General features: G+C 71.6%; 19 protein-coding genes and 3 pseudogenes. 15 read left to right on the top strand and 7 right to left on the bottom strand.

The features are described from left to right. A complete protein-coding gene (locus tag ASC70_RS05035; protein WP_056047022.1) occupies positions 1-417 on the top strand; it encodes a cytochrome c in 417 nt (138 codons plus the stop codon). Between the two features lie 139 nt (positions 418-556). Here ASC70_RS05035 and ASC70_RS05030 read toward each other — a convergent pair whose 3' ends face one another. The 3 genes from ASC70_RS05030 to ASC70_RS05020 all read right to left on the bottom strand — a co-directional run bounded on the left by ASC70_RS05030 (position 557) and on the right by ASC70_RS05020 (position 3105). After that, positions 557-1030 carry an SRPBCC family protein gene (locus tag ASC70_RS05030; protein ID WP_235519253.1) on the bottom strand — a complete coding sequence of 158 codons (474 nt, stop codon included), beginning with the start codon at positions 1028-1030 and terminating at the stop codon, positions 557-559. Further along, complete coding sequence (locus ASC70_RS05025) at positions 1027-1371, bottom strand: metalloregulator ArsR/SmtB family transcription factor (protein WP_056047018.1); 345 nt, start codon at positions 1369-1371, stop codon at positions 1027-1029. Before ASC70_RS05025 ends, ASC70_RS05030 begins: the two co-directional genes overlap by 4 nt. A gap of 198 nt (positions 1372-1569) precedes the next feature. Beyond that, a complete protein-coding gene (locus ASC70_RS05020) occupies positions 1570-3105 on the bottom strand; it encodes an aldehyde dehydrogenase (NADP(+)) (protein WP_056048408.1) in 1536 nt (511 codons plus the stop codon). A gap of 167 nt (positions 3106-3272) precedes the next feature. Between ASC70_RS05020 and ASC70_RS05015 the strand changes: the two genes are divergently transcribed. Then, positions 3273-4157: an oxygenase MpaB family protein gene (locus tag ASC70_RS05015; RefSeq protein ID WP_082539870.1), complete on the top strand. Its 885-nt coding sequence runs from the start codon at positions 3273-3275 to the stop codon at positions 4155-4157. A gap of 12 nt (positions 4158-4169) precedes the next feature. Here the strand turns inward: ASC70_RS05015 and ASC70_RS25895 are convergent. Together ASC70_RS25895 and ASC70_RS05010 are read right to left on the bottom strand one after the other, a co-directional pair. Continuing rightward, positions 4170-4235 (bottom strand): annotated as a pseudogene (locus ASC70_RS25895) (hypothetical protein); the annotation flags it as partial. A 241-nt stretch (positions 4236-4476) separates the two neighbouring features. Further along, positions 4477-5235 carry an SDR family NAD(P)-dependent oxidoreductase gene (locus ASC70_RS05010; RefSeq protein WP_056047016.1) on the bottom strand — a complete coding sequence of 253 codons (759 nt, stop codon included), beginning with the start codon at positions 5233-5235 and terminating at the stop codon, positions 4477-4479. A 149-nt stretch (positions 5236-5384) separates the two neighbouring features. On the opposite strand from ASC70_RS05010, the gene ASC70_RS25160 reads away from it, so the two are divergent. Together ASC70_RS25160 and ASC70_RS05005 are read left to right on the top strand one after the other, a co-directional pair. Next, a complete protein-coding gene (locus tag ASC70_RS25160; protein ID WP_235519252.1) occupies positions 5385-5831 on the top strand; it encodes a hypothetical protein in 447 nt (148 codons plus the stop codon). Beyond that, on the top strand, positions 5716-7014 hold the full coding sequence (locus tag ASC70_RS05005; protein WP_235519251.1) for a DNA-packaging protein: 1299 nt from the start codon (positions 5716-5718) through the stop codon (positions 7012-7014). Before ASC70_RS25160 ends, ASC70_RS05005 begins: the two co-directional genes overlap by 116 nt. Here the strand turns inward: ASC70_RS05005 and ASC70_RS24345 are convergent. Further along, on the bottom strand, positions 7011-7427 hold the full coding sequence (locus ASC70_RS24345) for an endonuclease domain-containing protein (RefSeq protein WP_235519288.1): 417 nt from the start codon (positions 7425-7427) through the stop codon (positions 7011-7013). The genes ASC70_RS05005 and ASC70_RS24345 overlap by 4 nt on opposite strands. A 22-nt stretch (positions 7428-7449) precedes the next feature. Between ASC70_RS24345 and ASC70_RS05000 the strand changes: the two are divergent. From ASC70_RS05000 to ASC70_RS04955, 11 genes and pseudogenes are all read left to right on the top strand, one after another. Further along, positions 7450-8736 (top strand): annotated as a pseudogene (locus ASC70_RS05000) (phage portal protein). 139 nt (positions 8737-8875) lie between these two features. Then, positions 8876-9127 carry a hypothetical protein gene (locus tag ASC70_RS04995; protein WP_056047013.1) on the top strand — a complete coding sequence of 84 codons (252 nt, stop codon included), beginning with the start codon at positions 8876-8878 and terminating at the stop codon, positions 9125-9127. After that, the gene (locus ASC70_RS04990) at positions 9117-9539 is read left to right on the top strand and encodes an HK97 family phage prohead protease (RefSeq protein ID WP_056047011.1); all 423 of its coding nucleotides are present in this window, start codon (positions 9117-9119) and stop codon (positions 9537-9539) included. Before ASC70_RS04995 ends, ASC70_RS04990 begins: the two co-directional genes overlap by 11 nt. Positions 9540-9673: 134 nt before the next feature. Beyond that, positions 9674-10897 carry a phage major capsid protein gene (locus tag ASC70_RS04985; RefSeq protein ID WP_056047009.1) on the top strand — a complete coding sequence of 408 codons (1224 nt, stop codon included), beginning with the start codon at positions 9674-9676 and terminating at the stop codon, positions 10895-10897. A 51-nt stretch (positions 10898-10948) separates the two neighbouring features. Beyond that, a pseudogene (locus ASC70_RS25890) lies at positions 10949-11023 on the top strand (hypothetical protein); the annotation flags it as partial. Positions 11024-11051: 28 nt separating this feature from the next. Then, on the top strand, positions 11052-11321 hold the full coding sequence (locus ASC70_RS04980) for a head-tail connector protein (RefSeq protein ID WP_056047006.1): 270 nt from the start codon (positions 11052-11054) through the stop codon (positions 11319-11321). Beyond that, positions 11318-11716 carry a DUF3168 domain-containing protein gene (locus ASC70_RS04975; RefSeq protein ID WP_056047004.1) on the top strand — a complete coding sequence of 133 codons (399 nt, stop codon included), beginning with the start codon at positions 11318-11320 and terminating at the stop codon, positions 11714-11716. Before ASC70_RS04980 ends, ASC70_RS04975 begins: the two co-directional genes overlap by 4 nt. A 16-nt stretch (positions 11717-11732) precedes the next feature. Next, the gene (locus ASC70_RS04970) at positions 11733-12143 is read left to right on the top strand and encodes a phage major tail protein, TP901-1 family (RefSeq protein WP_047407406.1); all 411 of its coding nucleotides are present in this window, start codon (positions 11733-11735) and stop codon (positions 12141-12143) included. 141 nt (positions 12144-12284) lie between these two features. Then, entirely contained in the window at positions 12285-12569 is a 285-nt protein-coding gene (locus tag ASC70_RS04965) for a GTA-gp10 family protein (protein ID WP_056047001.1), read from the top strand. Beyond that, positions 12566-12748, top strand: a complete 183-nt coding sequence (locus ASC70_RS04960) for a phage tail assembly chaperone (RefSeq protein WP_056046996.1) — start codon at positions 12566-12568, stop codon at positions 12746-12748. The genes ASC70_RS04965 and ASC70_RS04960 overlap by 4 nt, the downstream gene beginning before the upstream one ends. Beyond that, the gene (locus ASC70_RS04955) at positions 12738-13256 is read left to right on the top strand and encodes a hypothetical protein (protein ID WP_056046994.1); all 519 of its coding nucleotides are present in this window, start codon (positions 12738-12740) and stop codon (positions 13254-13256) included. The genes ASC70_RS04960 and ASC70_RS04955 overlap by 11 nt, the downstream gene beginning before the upstream one ends. Before the next feature lie 172 nt (positions 13257-13428). Here ASC70_RS04955 and ASC70_RS04950 read toward each other — a convergent pair whose 3' ends face one another. Continuing rightward, complete coding sequence (locus ASC70_RS04950; RefSeq protein ID WP_082539875.1) at positions 13429-13893, bottom strand: DUF805 domain-containing protein; 465 nt, start codon at positions 13891-13893, stop codon at positions 13429-13431. Positions 13894-13969 lie beyond the last annotated feature (76 nt).

Genomic DNA, 13969 nt, shown 5'->3' with positions numbered 1-13969 from the left:
ATGCGGAAGATCATCGTACTGACGGCCGCTCTCCTGGCCTTCCCGGCGGCGGCCCAGTCGCCAGCCGGCGGAGATACGGGCGGCGGCATCACCCGGGTTCCCAAGCCCGTCACCGGCGAGCAGGTCTATGGCGCGGTCTGCCAGGCCTGCCACATGCCCGACGCCAAGGGCGCGACCGGGGCGGGAACCATTCCGGCCCTGGCGTCCAATCCCAAGCTGGCCGGCGCGGCCTATCCGATCATGGTAGTGACCGGCGGCAAGGGCGCGATGCCGGGCTTCGTCGGGATCCTCAGCAACGCCCAGATGGCCGAGGCGATCACCTATGTCAGGACGCATTTCGGGAACGCCTATGCCAAGCCGGTGACGGAAGCGGATGTGGCCAAGATCGCCAAGCCGCCGAGCGCTGGGGGGCACTAGGGACCCCCTTTCTTCCCCCTCCGGGGGAGGAGCGCCGCAGGCGCGGAGGGGGCAAGTGGGGAGCTAGCGCGGCTTACTTGCCCCCACCTGACCGCGCGATGCGCGGTCGTCCGCCCCCGGAGGGGGCGGAAGGTGGTCTCTACCCCTCGACCAGCGGCGCGATCTTCTCCAGCAGCCACTGCGTGCCTTCCTCCCGCCCCTCGGCCGAGTAGTAGCCGTCGACGAACACCCCGACCTCGGTCATCACCACGCGGGTCTTCTCCCCCTCGAGCCGGAACTCGATCGTCGCGATCGAGGCCGAGGCCAGCGGGTCACCGTGGTGCATCCAGTAGGCGTAGACGATCCGCTCGTTCGGGATGATCTCGAGATAGCGGTTGTAGAACCGGTGCGGCGGTTCGCCGGGCGGGCCGCCGATGCTGTGCTCCTCGCCGCCGACCCGGAAGTCGTACTTCTGGTCGGCCGGGCCCCACTCGTCGGGACCCTTGAACCACTTGGCCTTCTTCTCCGGGTCGGCGAAGGCGCTGAACACCCGGGCGGGCGAGGCGGCGTAGACCCGCTCGACGCAGAAGGTGGCGTGGACGGCGTTACGCTCGGTCATGGGGCGGGCGGTCATTTCAGATCCTCTTCGTCGGCCGTGTCGGCGAGAAAGTCGCCGAGGCGGTCGAGGCGCCGCTCCCACTGGGTGCGCCTCTGGTTGATCCATTGTTCGGCCAGGGACAGCGCCTCGGGACGGATCTGGCAGGTGCGCACCCGGCCGACCTTCGCCGACGACACGATCCCGCCCGCCTCCAGCATGGCCAGGTGCTGCATGACCGCCGGCAGCGACATGGCCAGCGGCCGGGCCAGTTCGCTCACCGAGGCCGGACCCCGGCTGAGCCGCTCGACCATGCTCCGCCGCGCGGGGTCCGCGAGGGCCTGGAACATGAGGTCGAGCGAGGAGGTTTGGTTAGGCATGGGGTTAAGTATCGTGGGTTGGGTGGATAGTCAAGTGATTGCTTAAGTGTTTGGGCGCGGACATCCCTTCTTCCCCCTTCGGGGGAGGAGCGCCGAAGGCGCGGAGGGGGCAAGTGGCGAGCCAACGCCTGTCACTTGCCCCCACCTGACCGCGCGCCGCGCGGTCGTCCGCCCCCGGAGGGGCGGAAGGATGCTCCGTCAGCCCAGCTTCATCTTCCCATCGACCCGGCGCGCGATCCCCAGCGGGTTGTCCGTCCGCAGCTCGGCCGGCAGCAGGGCTTCCGGCAGGTTCTGGTAGCTGACCGGCCGCAGGAACCGCGCGATGGCCAGGGTCCCGACCGAGGTCGCCTTGGCGTCCGAGGTGGCCGGGAACGGGCCGCCGTGGACCATGGCGTGGGCCACCTCGACGCCGGTGCCGAAGCCGTTGATCAGGATTCGGCCGGCCTTCAGTTCCAGCGCCGGCAGCAGGGCCCCGGCGATGGCGTGGTCGCCATCTTCCAGGTGCAGGGCGATGGTCAGCTGGCCTTCCAGGGCGTCGATGACGGCCGCGAGCTCGGCTTGGTCGGCGCAGCGCACCACCAGCGAGGCGGCCCCGAACACCTCCTCGTGCAGGTGCGGGTTGGCCAGGAAGGCGCTGGCCGCGACGCTGAACAGGCCGGCCTGGCCGGTGTGGCCCTGACCGGTCTGGCCGCGCGCCACGGTGGTGACCTGCGGATCCTCGGCCAGCGCCGCGACGCCATGGGCGAAGGCCTTGCAGATGCCGGGCGTCAGCATCACCGAGGCCGGGGCGGCCGCCACGGCCTGGCCGGCGGCGGTGACGAAGGCGTCCAGCTCCGGCCCGTCGATGGCCAGGATCAGGCCGGGATTGGTGCAGAACTGGCCCGCGCCCAGGGTCAGGGCGGCCACGAAGTCCGGGGCGATCTTCTCGGCCCGGGCCTTCAGGGCGGCGGGCAGCAGGATCACCGGGTTGATGCTGCTCATCTCGGCGTAGAACGGGATCGGCTCGGGCCGGCCCTGGGCGATGGCGGCGAGCGCCAGACCGCCGCGGCGCGAGCCGGTGAAGCCGGCGGCCTTGACGCGCGGGTCGGCGACCAGGGCCTGGCTGACCTCGTAGCCGCTGTCGTGGATCATCGAGAACACGCCCGGATGCAGGCCGACCGAGGCCACGGCGGCCTGGATGGCGCGGCCGACCAGCTCCGAGGTCCCCGGATGGGCCGGGTGGGCCTTGACGATGACCGGGCAGCCGGCCGCCAGGGCCGAGGCGGTGTCGCCGCCGGCCACCGAGAAGGCCAGCGGGAAGTTGCTGGCCCCGAACACCGCCACGGGACCCAGCGGCACGTTGCGCAGGCGCAGGTCCGGACGCGGCAGCGGCTTGCGGTCGGGCAGGGCCGGGTCGATGCGGGCTTCCAGGAAGCCGCCGTCGCGCAGCACGCTGGCGAACAGGCGCAGCTGGCCGGTGGTGCGGGCGCGCTCGCCTTCGAGGCGGGCGCGCGGCAGGCCGGTCTCGGCCATCACCCGGACGATCAGGTCATCGCCGATCGCCTCGATGTGCTCGGCGATGGCTTCCAGGAAGGTGGCGCGGGTCTCGTAGGGCAGCGACCGGTAGGGGCCGAACGCCTCGGCGGCCAGGGCGGCGGCCTGCTCGACATCGGCCTTGGTCGCGCCGCCGAACGCGGGCTCCAGGGTGTCGCCGGTCGCGGGGTTGACCCCCTTGATCTCGCCGTTGGTCCCCATGCGGCTTTCGCCGCCGATCAGAAGCTCGCCCGTCAGATGCACTTTGGTCGTCCCGCAAGAGTTGGAAGGTGGTGGCCGGATAGATGGGGGCGCTACATGACATGTCCATGCGCGCTCTCCGATGTCAGGGCGTTATTGTCTGAGGAATCCCTTCGCCGGAGGCGCCCTTGAAAGCCCGTTTCGCCGACGCCGCCAAGGCCTTGTTCGAGATTCCGGGCGGCCCGCGCGTCGATTTCGGCCAACCGCCCGGCGAGGCGGCGCTGGCCGCGCCGGATTCGGTGTCGTGGCGGATCTTCAAGAACCCGGTGGCCCTGTTCGTCGGCGGGGTGACCGCGGTGATCCTGGAACTGGCCGAGCCGCGGGTGCGCACCGGGGTCTGGGAGCATTCCAGCTTTCGCGACGATCCGCTGACCCGCCTGAAGCGCACCGGCCTGGCGGCCATGGTCACGGTCTATGGCGCGCGCTCGGTGTCCGAGGCGATGATCGCCGGGGTCGGCCGCCAGCACGCGCGGATCGAGGGGGTGACGCCGGGCGGGACCGCCTACCGCGCCGACGACGTCGAGCTGCTGGACTGGGTGCAGGCCACGGCCAGCTTCGGCTTCCTGACCGCCTATCACGCGCTGGTCCGGCCGCTCTCCCGCGAGGACCGCGACCGCCTCTACGCCGAGGCCGCCCCGGCCGCGCGACTGTACGGGGCCGTTGGGGCGCCAACCTCTGAGGCCGAATGGGAGGCCCAGCTCGCGGCCATGCTGCCGAGGCTGGAGCGGTCGGCGATCGTGCTGGAGTTCCTGACCCTGATGCGCGGGGTGCGGATCGCCGGGCCGCTGAGCCGCCTGCAGCACCCGCTGATCCGGGCGGCGGTGGGGCTGGTCCCGGCCGAGGTGCGGGCGGTGCTGGGGTTGGGGCGGGAGTGGCTGCCGAGGCCGCTGGAACTGCCGATGATCCGCGCGGCGGCGAGGCTGGCGGACCGGACGCCGATCCCGGGGGCTCCGCCGTACGAGGCCAGCGTGCGGATGGGGCTGCCGGGGGAGTGGCTTTATCGGGCGCGGTGAGGGACCTCGATCTCTCCTCCCCCTCTGGGGGAGGGGGACCGCCGAACGGCGGTGGAGGGGCCCTGAGCGGTGGCCAATGCACCACCGCTTCGCGGACCCCCTCCGTCACGGCGCGTATTCGCGCCGCGCCACCTCCCCCTAATGGGGAGGAGAGTTCATTGCGCTTCTCTCCTCCCCCTCTGGGGGAGGGGGACCGCCGAATGGCGGTGGAGGGGCCCTGTGAATTGGCCAACACACCACCGCTTCGCGGACCCCCTCCGTCTCCGTGCGTATTCGCACGGATCCACCTCCCCCTAATGGGGAGGAGAGTTCACTGCCCCTACAGCGACTGCCCGTCGTCCACGGTAAACACGCTCCCCGTCACCGCCCGCGCGGCGTCCGAGCACAGGTACAGGGCCGTGGCCGTCAGGTCGTCCTCGTCCATCAGCCGCTTGCGGGGAAAGGTCGCCAGCAGCCGCTGGCCGCCCTCGCTCTCGAACCAGTCGCCGTTCAGCTCGGTCTTGATGTAGCCGGGGCACAGGACGTTGACGTTGATCCCCTTGCGGATCCACTCGCGGGCCAGGCTCTTGCCCAGCATGGTCGTGGCGGCCTTGGACGTACAGTAGGCGGTCAGGCCCGGCAGCACCTTGTGCGCGCCGATCGAGGCGACCAGCACGATCCGGCCGCGCCCGGTCTGCTCCGACCCCGCCCGGATCATCCGCCGCGCCCCCTCGCGGGCGGTCAGGAACACGCCCCGGGTGTTGACGCCCAGCACCTTGTCGAAGTCGCCGATGGCGATGTCCAGAGCCATGCCCTGGATGCTGATCCCGGCATTGGCGATCACCGCGTCGGGCGGGCCCAGCCTCTCCTCGACGGCGTCATAGGCGGCGATGACCGAGGCCTCGTCCTCGACGTCCATGGCGAAGGCGGCGGCGGTCGGGCCGATCTCGGCGACCAGGGCGTCCAGCCGGTCGGCGCGGCGGGCGGCCAGGGCGACCCTGGCCCCGGCGGCGGCGGCCTGGCGGGCCAGGTGCGCCCCAATGCCGGACGAGGCGCCGGTGATCAGCACGGTGCGGCCGCTAAGGGTCTGGTCGGTCATGGTCGCTCCCTTTTTCCGCCAGGGTGGCGAGGCGGGGCGGGCCTGTCGAGCCGTCCCGGGCCCCGACCACGGGGATTGAGGCCGCTCAATCCCCGGCGTTCGCGAGATCGAATGCCGCGAAATCAAAGGCTTGTCACTTTTATAGCGACTTGAATGATCCGCGCCCGCTGGCGCCGTATCTTTGTGTCATGGCCGGAAGAAGCGAAGAGGTTCAGAGCTGGAGCGAGACGCTGCAGACCTGCCTCCGGGCGAAGATGGACAAGCTCATCGACGCCTTCCAGAAAAGCACGGACCCCGCTGAAAGAGCCCAGATCGAGAAGGACGCCCGTACCTGCGGGGTCTTCGCTCGATCGGCCAAGGCGATCGAGACGATGGTTCCGGAGACCTCCACCAAACCCGCCGCCGACGAGGCGGCCAATGATGACGAGGCCCTCATGCATGCCGATATCCCGGATGACCCCGAAGAGCTTCAAGCCGCTCTTGTCGCCCGCTTCACTCGCTTCGCTGAGCTGCTCGAACTCAAGCGCCTCGCTGATGAGGGCGATCGCGACGGCGGTGGTGGGGCTGGAGAGGGAAGACCAACAGCGCCTGCTTAGCGCCGTCCTGGCCGAGCCGCTGGTTCATCAGAGGTCGCCTGACTACAAGCCCTGGACCACCTGGCTGATGCTGGGCGGACGCGGTGCCGGCAAGACCTTCGCGGGCGCGCGCTGGATCACCTGGAACGCCCTGACCTATCCGAGCCTGGCCTTGATCGGCCCCACCCTGCACGACGTGCGCGAGGTGATGATCGAGGGTCCGTCGGGCCTCAAGGCGATGGGCGGACCGCTGTTCCGCCCCCGCTGGGAAGCCTCGCGCCGGCGGCTGGTCTGGCCCAACGGCGCGACCGCCTACGCCTTCTCGGCCGAGGATCCCGACAGCCTGCGCGGGCCGCAATTCCACGCCGCCTGGGCCGACGAGTTCTGCGCCTGGCCCAAGCCGTCCGAGACCCTGGCCATGCTGCGCTTCGGCCTGCGGCTGGGTCAGGACCCGCGCCTGGCCGTCACCTCGACGCCCCGGCCGATCCGCGCGCTGAAGGCCCTGATGGCCGAGTCCGGCGTCCACGTGACCCGCGCCGGCACCGCCGCCAATGCCGGCAACCTGGCGCCCGCCTTCCTGCGGACCCTGGAGAGCCTCTATGGCGGCACCCGCCTGGCCGCCCAGGAGCTGGACGGGGTCATCGTCGAGACCGACGGCGGCCTGTTCCGCGCCGAGGACCTGGCAAGGTGCCGGGCCGCCAAGCCGGCGCGGTTCGACCGCGTGGTGGTGGCGGTGGACCCGCCGGCCACCGCCACCGGCGACGCCTGCGGCATCGTGGTCGTGGGCCGGCGTGACGACCGCGCCTTCGTCCTGGCCGACGAGACCGCCCGGGGATTGTCCCCCGCCGGTTGGGCCAGGAAGGCCGTGGCCGCCGCTCGCGCCTGGGCCGCCGACGCCCTGGTGGCCGAGGCCAACCAGGGCGGCGACATGGTCCGCTCGGTCCTGGCCCAGGCCGACCCGCCGTGCCGCGTGAAACTGGTCCGCGCCTCGATCGGCAAACGGGCCCGGGCCGAGCCGGTGGCGGCGCTGTACGAGCAAGGCCGGGTGCTCCACTGCGGCGCCTTCGTGGCGTTGGAGGAGGAGTTGATGGCCCTGGGCTCGGGGGACCTGGAGCACAGTCCGGACCGGGCGGATGCGCTGGTCTGGGCGGTGAGTGAGCTGATGCTGGGGGGTAGGGGGACGCCGAGGTTGCGGAGCCTCTAACCGCCGCGAGGCCCCCACCTGACCCGCTGCGCGGGTCGTCCGCCCCCGAAGGGGGCGGAAGGTGATCCTTCTTCCCCCTCCGGGGGAGGAGGATGCGCAGCATCCGGAGGGGGCAAGTGAGCCACATGCTCTCGGATCGTCGACAGCGTGTCGTCAACCGACCGCATCACCTCGTGCGCCGGTATTCGAAGCGTTCGGATGCCAATCGCGATCAACCATTGATCGCGAACCACATCCCGCCGAGGGCGTGATCCGACGCAGTGCGCGTAACCATCCACCTCCACGGCCAACCTTAGCGCCGAGCAATAGAAGTCGAGCACATAAGGCCCCATTGGGTGCTGTCTTCGGAACTTTAGCCCGTCCAGGCCACCGCGTCTGAGGCCGTGCCAGAGGTTTATCTCCGGCTTGGACATTTCCTTCCTGAGACGTCGCGCATTGGCGACGGTCGTCTTGGGCGCGGGCATCGCGAACTCCCTGACTTGCCCCCTCCGGGCCTGCGGCCCTCCTCCCCCGGAGGGGGAAGAAGGGAATAGCCGCCACTATAGATTGTTCTCATTTTGTTCTCAATCATCGGGAGCGCCCATGCCCCTCTTCAAACCCCGCCCGCCGGAGGTCAAAGACTCCCGCGCCGCGCGTCTCATCGCCCTGACCACGGGCGGCCGGCCGCAGTGGACGCCGCGCGACTACGCGGCCCTGGCCAGCGAAGGGTTCGCCAAGAATCCCGTCGCCTATCGCTGCGTGCGGATGATCGCCGAGGCCGCCGCGTCGACGCCGTTGGCGGTGTTCGTCGATGGCCGCCGCGCCGACGACCATCCGCTGAAGCGCCTGCTGGACCGGCCCAATCCCGAACAGGGCGGACCCGACCTGATGGAGGCGTTCTTCGGGAGCCTACAGGCAGCCGGCAACGCCTATCTGGAGGCGGCGGGCGACGCCGCCCCGTCGGAGCTCTACGCCCTGCGCCCCGACCGGATGACCGTGGTCCCCGGCCCGCGCGGCTGGCCGCTGGCCTATGACTACCAGGCGGCCGGACGCACGGTCCGCATCGCCCGCGACGCCGACGGCTGGCTGCCGGTGCTGCACCTGAAGCTGTTCAACCCGACCAACGACCACTACGGCTTCTCGCCGTTGGAGGCCGCGGCGTTCGCGATCGACGTGCACAACGCCTCCAGCGCCTGGAACAAGGCGCTGCTGGACAACTCCGCGCGGCCCTCGGGGGCCCTGGTCTATTCCAGCAAGGACGCCGGCGACCGCCTGACCGACGAGCAGTTCGACCGGCTGAAGACCGAGCTGGCCACCGCCCAGTCGGGGACCGCCAACGCCGGCCGGCCGCTGCTGCTGGAGGGCGGCCTCGACTGGCGGGCCATGTCGCTGACCCCGGCCGAGATGGACTTCACCGAGGGCAAGCACGCCGCCGCCCGCGAGATCGCCCTTGCGTTCGGCGTCCCGCCGCAGCTGCTGGGGATCCCCGGCGACAACACCTACGCCAACTATCGCGAGGCCAACGCCGCCTTCTGGCGCGGGACGGTGGTCCCGCTGGCCGAGCGGGCGGCGCGGGCCCTGACGGGCTGGCTGGCCGCCAAGTTCCCCGGCGCGCGCATCGCCCCTGACCTCGACGCCGTCCCGGCCCTGTCGGCCGAGCGCGACGCCCTGTGGAGCCGGCTGCAGGCGGCGTCCTTTCTCACCGACGCCGAGCGCCGGCGGCTGGCGGGGCTGGAACACTAATCGGCCACCGCCGCGGGCCCCCACCTGACCTGCTGCGCAGGTCGTCCGCCCCCGGAGGGGGCAGAAGGGGAGAACCTTCTTCCCCCTCCGGGGGAGGAGCGCCGCAGGCGCGGAGGGGGCAAGTATCGAAAGGATCCCCATGACCATTCCCACCCGCTGGCGGCTGGACCGCCAGGTCTCGGCCGCCGTGCTGGTCGCCGTGGCGCTGCAAGCCGCCGCCGCCCTGCTGTGGGCCGGCAAGGCCACGGCGCGGATCGACGAGGTCCAGCGCCGGCTCGAGGCCCAGGCCCCGGTCGCCGAGCGGCTGGCGCGGCTGGAGGCGCAGGCCGACGCCAGCCGCCAGAGCCTGGCTCGCATCGAAGCCCGACTGGAGCGCGCCGATGACCGCTAGAAACGAAGACGAGCTGAAGATCGAAGGCTACGCCTCGCTGTTCTGGACCCGCGACCTCAATGACGACGTCACCGCCGCCGGGGCCTTCGCCGACAGCCTGGCGGCCGGCGCGCCGGTCAAGATGCTGCACCAGCACGACGAGGCCGAGCCGGTCGGGGTCTGGGACGCGGTGACCGAAGACGCCAAGGGCCTGTTCGTCCGAGGCCGGATCCTGCGGGTCACGCCGCGCGGCCGCCTGGTCGCGGCGCTGGTCGAGGCCGGGGCCCTGGACGGCCTGTCGATCGGCTTTCGCCAGGTCAAGGCGCGCACGAAGGACCGCCTGCGGGTGCTGTCCCGCGTCGACCTCTGGGAGGTGTCGATCGTGACCTTCCCGATGCTGCCGGGCGCGCGGCTCATCAGATCCTCCCCCTAGCGGGGGAGGTGGCCCGAAGGGCCGGAGGGGGAAGTCCGGCCGCCCCTCCGCTTCCCCCTCCGTCGTCCCTTCGGGCCGACACCTCCCCCGCTAGGGGGAGGATTTCTTTCGCCTATCCCAAACCGGAGATCCCCATGAAGGAAACCAAACACGCGGCCTCGCCCGAGGCCCGCGCGGCGCTGGCGGACGTGCTCACCGCGTTCGAGAGCTTCAAGGCCGCCAACGACACGCGGCTGGCCGCCATCGAGACCAAGCGGGCCGACGTCCTGCTGGAGGAGAAGGTCGGCCGCATCGACGAGGCGGTCGGCCGCGCCCAGGACCGCCTGGACCGGCTGATGGCCGACCTGCGTAGACCTGGTCTTGGCGGTGACGCGCCGCTGGCGCGGGTGGACGAGCGCAAGGCAGCTTTCGACCACTATGTGAAGACCGGCGAGACGGCGGCCAGCCTGCTGGAGGCCAAGGGTCTTTCGGAAGGAACCGCCACGGCCGGCGGCTATGTCGCTCCGCCCGAGCTGGAGCGGCTGATCCTGCGTCGCCTGGCGGCCACCAGCCCGATGCGCGAGATCTGCCAGGTCCGCACCATCGGCTCGGGCAGCTTCCGCAAGCCGGTGTCGCCGACCGGCCTGGCCGCCGCCTGGGTGGCCGAGACCGCCGCCCGGCCCGAGACGACCGCGCCCACCCTGGACGTGATCGACTTCCCGGCCGGCGAGCTCTACGCCAGCCCGGCCGCCACCCAGGCCCTGCTGGACGACGCCTATGTCAGCATCGACGAGTGGCTGGCCGAGGAGGTGCAGGACGCCTTCGCCGCCCAGGAGACCTCGGCCTTCGTGACCGGCGACGGGGTCAACAAGCCCAAGGGCCTGCTGGCCTACACCGCCGCGCCGGACGCCTCGTACGCGTGGGGCCAGGTCGGCTATCTGGCCACCGGCGTGGCGGGCGGCTGGCCGGCGACCAACCCGACCGACAAGCTGATCGACCTGATCTACGCGGCCAAGACCCAGTACCGCCAGAACGGCCGCTTCGTGATGAACCGCCGCTCGGTCAGCGCCGTGCGCAAGTTCAAGGACGCACAGGGCAACTACATCTGGAACGCGGCTCTGCAGCCGGGCCAGTCGGCGTCCTTGCTGGGCTTCCCGGTCACCGAGATCGAGGCCATGCCCGACGTGGCGGCCAACACCTGCCCGGTGGCGTTCGGCGACTTCGAGAAGGGCTACCTGATCGTCGACCGCGCCGGGGTGCGGGTGCTGCGCGACCCGTACTCGGCCAAGCCGCACGTGCTGTTCTACACCACCAAGCGCGTCGGCGGCGGCGTGCAGAACTTCGACGCCGTGAAGCTGCTGAAGTTCGCGGCGAGCTAGACGTCTAGCCCGGTCACTTGCCCCCACCTGACCGCTTCGCGGTCGTCCGCCCCCGGGAGGGGGCGGAAGGTTCGCACTGACGCCCTTCTTCCCCCTCCGGGGGAGGAGCGCGAAGCGCGGAGGGGGCAAGTGACCCCATTCCTGGAAATTCCCCATGCCCCAATCCCTGACCCTGGCCGAGGCCCGGGCGTTCCTGCGCGCGCCCGACACCTCGGAAGACGCGGTCCTGACGATCCTGATCGACGCCGCCGAGGCTCGCGTCTCGCGCGCCGCCGGCGTCGCCCTGGCCCCGACCAGCCCGGCCCCGCTGCGGCTGTCGGTCCTGACCCTGGTCGCCCACGCCTATGAGCATCGCGATGCGGGCGAGCCCTCGCTGTCCCTCGTCGAGCCGTGGCTGACCCCCTACCGAAAGGCCCGGCTGTGACCGACAAGCCCCTGATCGACGCCCTCGTAGCGACCCTGAAGGCCGCGCCCGCCGTCACCGCCCTGACCGGCCAGCGGATCCACGCCATGGCCCCGCGCCTGCCGACCTATCCCTGCGTCGTCGTCAGCCGCTCCGAAGGTCGCCCGGTCGGCGGCGTTGACGGCGAGGGGATCGAGCACCTGCTGACCCTGACCTGCGCCAGCCGGTTCGGCGGTCCCGAGGAGGCGCGCGCCCTGGTCGCCGCCGTCCGCGCGGCCTTGCACGACGCTCGGCCCGCGCTGGCCGGCCGGCGTCTGGTCAACCTCCGCGTCCCCTATGCCGACGTCTTCGCCGGCGCCGACCGCGAAACCACCCTCGGCATCGTCCGCGTGCGGGCGGTGACCGAAGCCCCCTAGAATTGGAGAACCGCCCATGGCCGCCCAAGCCGGCAAGGATATCCTGCTGAAGATCAGCGACGGGGCCTCCAGCTTCGTCACCGTCGCGGGCCTGCGCGCCCGCACCATCAGCCTGAACGCCAAGACCATCGACGCCACCGACAGCGACAGCGCCGGCCGCTGGCGCGAGCTGCTGGCCGGGGCAGGGGTGCGCTCGGTGGCCGTGTCGGGCTCGGGCGTGTTCCGCGACGCCGCCTCCGACGCCCAGGTGCGCCAGAGCTTCTTCGACCAGTCGGCCCGGACCTGGCGGCTGATCGTCCCGGACTTCGGCCAACTGGAAGGGGCGTTCATTGTCGCGGCGCTGGAATACGCCGGCGAGCACGACGGCGAGGCGGCGTTCGCGCTGAGCTTGGCGTCGGCCGGGGCGGTGACGTTCACGGCGATCTAGCCCGGTCACTTGCCCCCACCTGACCTGCTGCGCAGGTCGTCCGCCCCCGGAGGGGGCGGAAGGGTCCGCGCGTCCCTTCTTCCCCCTCCGGGGGAGGAGGGCCGCAGGCCCGGAGGGGGCAAGTCGCAGAAGGAACCCAAAATGCTCCCTCCCAACCCCGCCCGCGGCGAGGTCGTCGTCGCCCTGGCTGGCGCGCCGCGTCGGCTGTGCCTGACGCTCGGCGCCCTGGCCCGGATCGAGGCCGCCCTGGGCCTGTCCGACTGGTCCCAGCTGCCCGACCGCATCGCCACCCTCAGCGCCAAGGACCTGACCGCCGTGCTGGCGGCGCTGCTGGACGGCGGCGGCGAGCCTCCGGACGTCGCCGCCCGCGCCACGGTCCCGGAGGCGGCGTCCGCCCTGGCCGCCGCCCTCGCGGCCTGCGCGTGAGCTGGTCCGAGCCGCTGCGCCTGGCCGTGCGGTTGGGCATCCCGCCCGAGGCCTTCTGGCGCCTGTCGCTGAGGGAGTGGCGGGCCCTGACCGAGACCCCGCCGGCCCCGGTGCTGACCCGCCCGGGCCTGTCCGCCCTGATCGCCCGCTATCCCGACGAGGATCCCCATGAGCTTTGAACCTGATGGTCTCTCCGCCGTCCCCGCCCGCGCCGCCGAGGCGGCCGCGGCCCTGGACGCCCTGAAGGCCCCCGCCGAACGCGCCGCCCGCTCGATCGACGACGCCTTCACTCGCGCTGGCGCCTCGTTGGCGAGGTCGCTGGCCCGCGCCGCCTCGGACGGCCAGGTGTCGCTGGGCGAGCTGGCCCGCGCGGTGCTGGGCGCGGCGGGATCGGCCCTGAAGGGCGGCCTGGGCGAGGCGCTGAGCAAGAGCTTCGGCGGCGGCTTTTCCGGGACCCGGGCCGACGGCGGCCCGGTGCTGCCAGGCGGCGCCTATCTGGTCGGCGAGCGCGGGCCGGAGGTGTTTCGTCCCATGGGCGCGGGCAGCATCGAGTCGGTCGGCGCGGCCGGCGGCGTCTCGGTGACGGTCAATGTCCAGGGCGGCGAGGTCGGCGGCCTGGTCCGCTCCGACGCCCAGCTGGCCCAGGCCCTGGCGCGGGCGGTGAGCCTGGGGGCTCGAAAACTGTAGAAATCCCTCTCCCCTTGCGGGAGAGGGTGGCCCGCGCAGCAGGTCGGGTGAGGGGTTGATGATCGGATCCGCCGCGACGGGCGGTTGATGCCGGGCGTCAAGCCGACAGGACTATCGACCCCTCATCCGGCCCTTTGGGCCACCTTCTCCCGCAGGGGGAGAAGGAAGCCGATCAGAGCGCCACCGCCGCCGTGTCGGTCGGGGGCGAGCCGTACTTGTTGTCGCCGATCTGGCCGCTGCTGCAGCCGACCCACAGGGTGAAGGCCAGCCAGATGGCGAAGGCGATGAAGCACGAGACCGCGAAGCCGCCCAGGGCCGCCAGAACCGAGAGCTCGGGCTCGCCGTGGGTCAGGGCGGCGATGGCCGGCAGGACGCCGATCGACAGGGCCGAGCCCATCACCAGGACCGGACCGAAGACCACCGGCAGCACCTGCCACCAGCCGGTCTGACCCATGTCGTGCAGGCGCTTGGTGTGGATGCAGACGCTGGCGTAGATCACCACCAGCATCAGCACGTGGCCGATCAGCGGGATGGCGCTCAGGACCACGCTCGCGCCCAGCAGGCAGAGCCAGCCGATCCAGAACGCCTGACGGCCGATGCGGCCTTCCGGCGACAGGAACAGGGTCTTCCAATCCATCTCGATCTCCAATCTCGGACCCATAGGTAGGGCCCGGCGACCCGCCAATGAAGTGAAAAGCGGGTCATGACGCAGA

The organism is Caulobacter sp. Root343, from assembly GCF_001425745.1.
In the GTDB taxonomy this organism is placed as follows: domain Bacteria; phylum Pseudomonadota; class Alphaproteobacteria; order Caulobacterales; family Caulobacteraceae; genus Caulobacter.
Note: the sequence above shows the minus strand (reverse complement) of the source record. Positions and strands in the feature narration are given on the sequence as shown.

Bases quoted from the DNA above. Each gene is read 5' to 3' on its own strand.
- ASC70_RS05035 (WP_056047022.1), top strand. From the start codon at position 1: ATGCGGAAGATCATCGTACTGACGGCCGCTCTCCTGGCCTTCCCGGCG.
- ASC70_RS05030 (WP_235519253.1), bottom strand. From the start codon at position 1,030: ATGACCGCCCGCCCCATGACCGAGCGTAACGCCGTCCACGCCACCTTC.
- ASC70_RS05025 (WP_056047018.1), bottom strand. From the start codon at position 1,371: ATGCCTAACCAAACCTCCTCGCTCGACCTCATGTTCCAGGCCCTCGCG.
- ASC70_RS05020 (WP_056048408.1), bottom strand. From the start codon at position 3,105: ATGGGGACCAACGGCGAGATCAAGGGGGTCAACCCCGCGACCGGCGAC.
- ASC70_RS05010 (WP_056047016.1), bottom strand. From the start codon at position 5,235: ATGACCGACCAGACCCTTAGCGGCCGCACCGTGCTGATCACCGGCGCC.
- ASC70_RS24345 (WP_235519288.1), bottom strand. From the start codon at position 7,427: ATGTCCAAGCCGGAGATAAACCTCTGGCACGGCCTCAGACGCGGTGGC.
- ASC70_RS04995 (WP_056047013.1), top strand. From the start codon at position 8,876: ATGACCATTCCCACCCGCTGGCGGCTGGACCGCCAGGTCTCGGCCGCC.
- ASC70_RS04990 (WP_056047011.1), top strand. From the start codon at position 9,117: ATGACCGCTAGAAACGAAGACGAGCTGAAGATCGAAGGCTACGCCTCG.
- ASC70_RS04985 (WP_056047009.1), top strand. From the start codon at position 9,674: ATGAAGGAAACCAAACACGCGGCCTCGCCCGAGGCCCGCGCGGCGCTG.
- ASC70_RS04980 (WP_056047006.1), top strand. From the start codon at position 11,052: ATGCCCCAATCCCTGACCCTGGCCGAGGCCCGGGCGTTCCTGCGCGCG.
- ASC70_RS04970 (WP_047407406.1), top strand. From the start codon at position 11,733: ATGGCCGCCCAAGCCGGCAAGGATATCCTGCTGAAGATCAGCGACGGG.
- ASC70_RS04965 (WP_056047001.1), top strand. From the start codon at position 12,285: ATGCTCCCTCCCAACCCCGCCCGCGGCGAGGTCGTCGTCGCCCTGGCT.
- ASC70_RS04955 (WP_056046994.1), top strand. From the start codon at position 12,738: ATGAGCTTTGAACCTGATGGTCTCTCCGCCGTCCCCGCCCGCGCCGCC.
- ASC70_RS04950 (WP_082539875.1), bottom strand. From the start codon at position 13,893: ATGGATTGGAAGACCCTGTTCCTGTCGCCGGAAGGCCGCATCGGCCGT.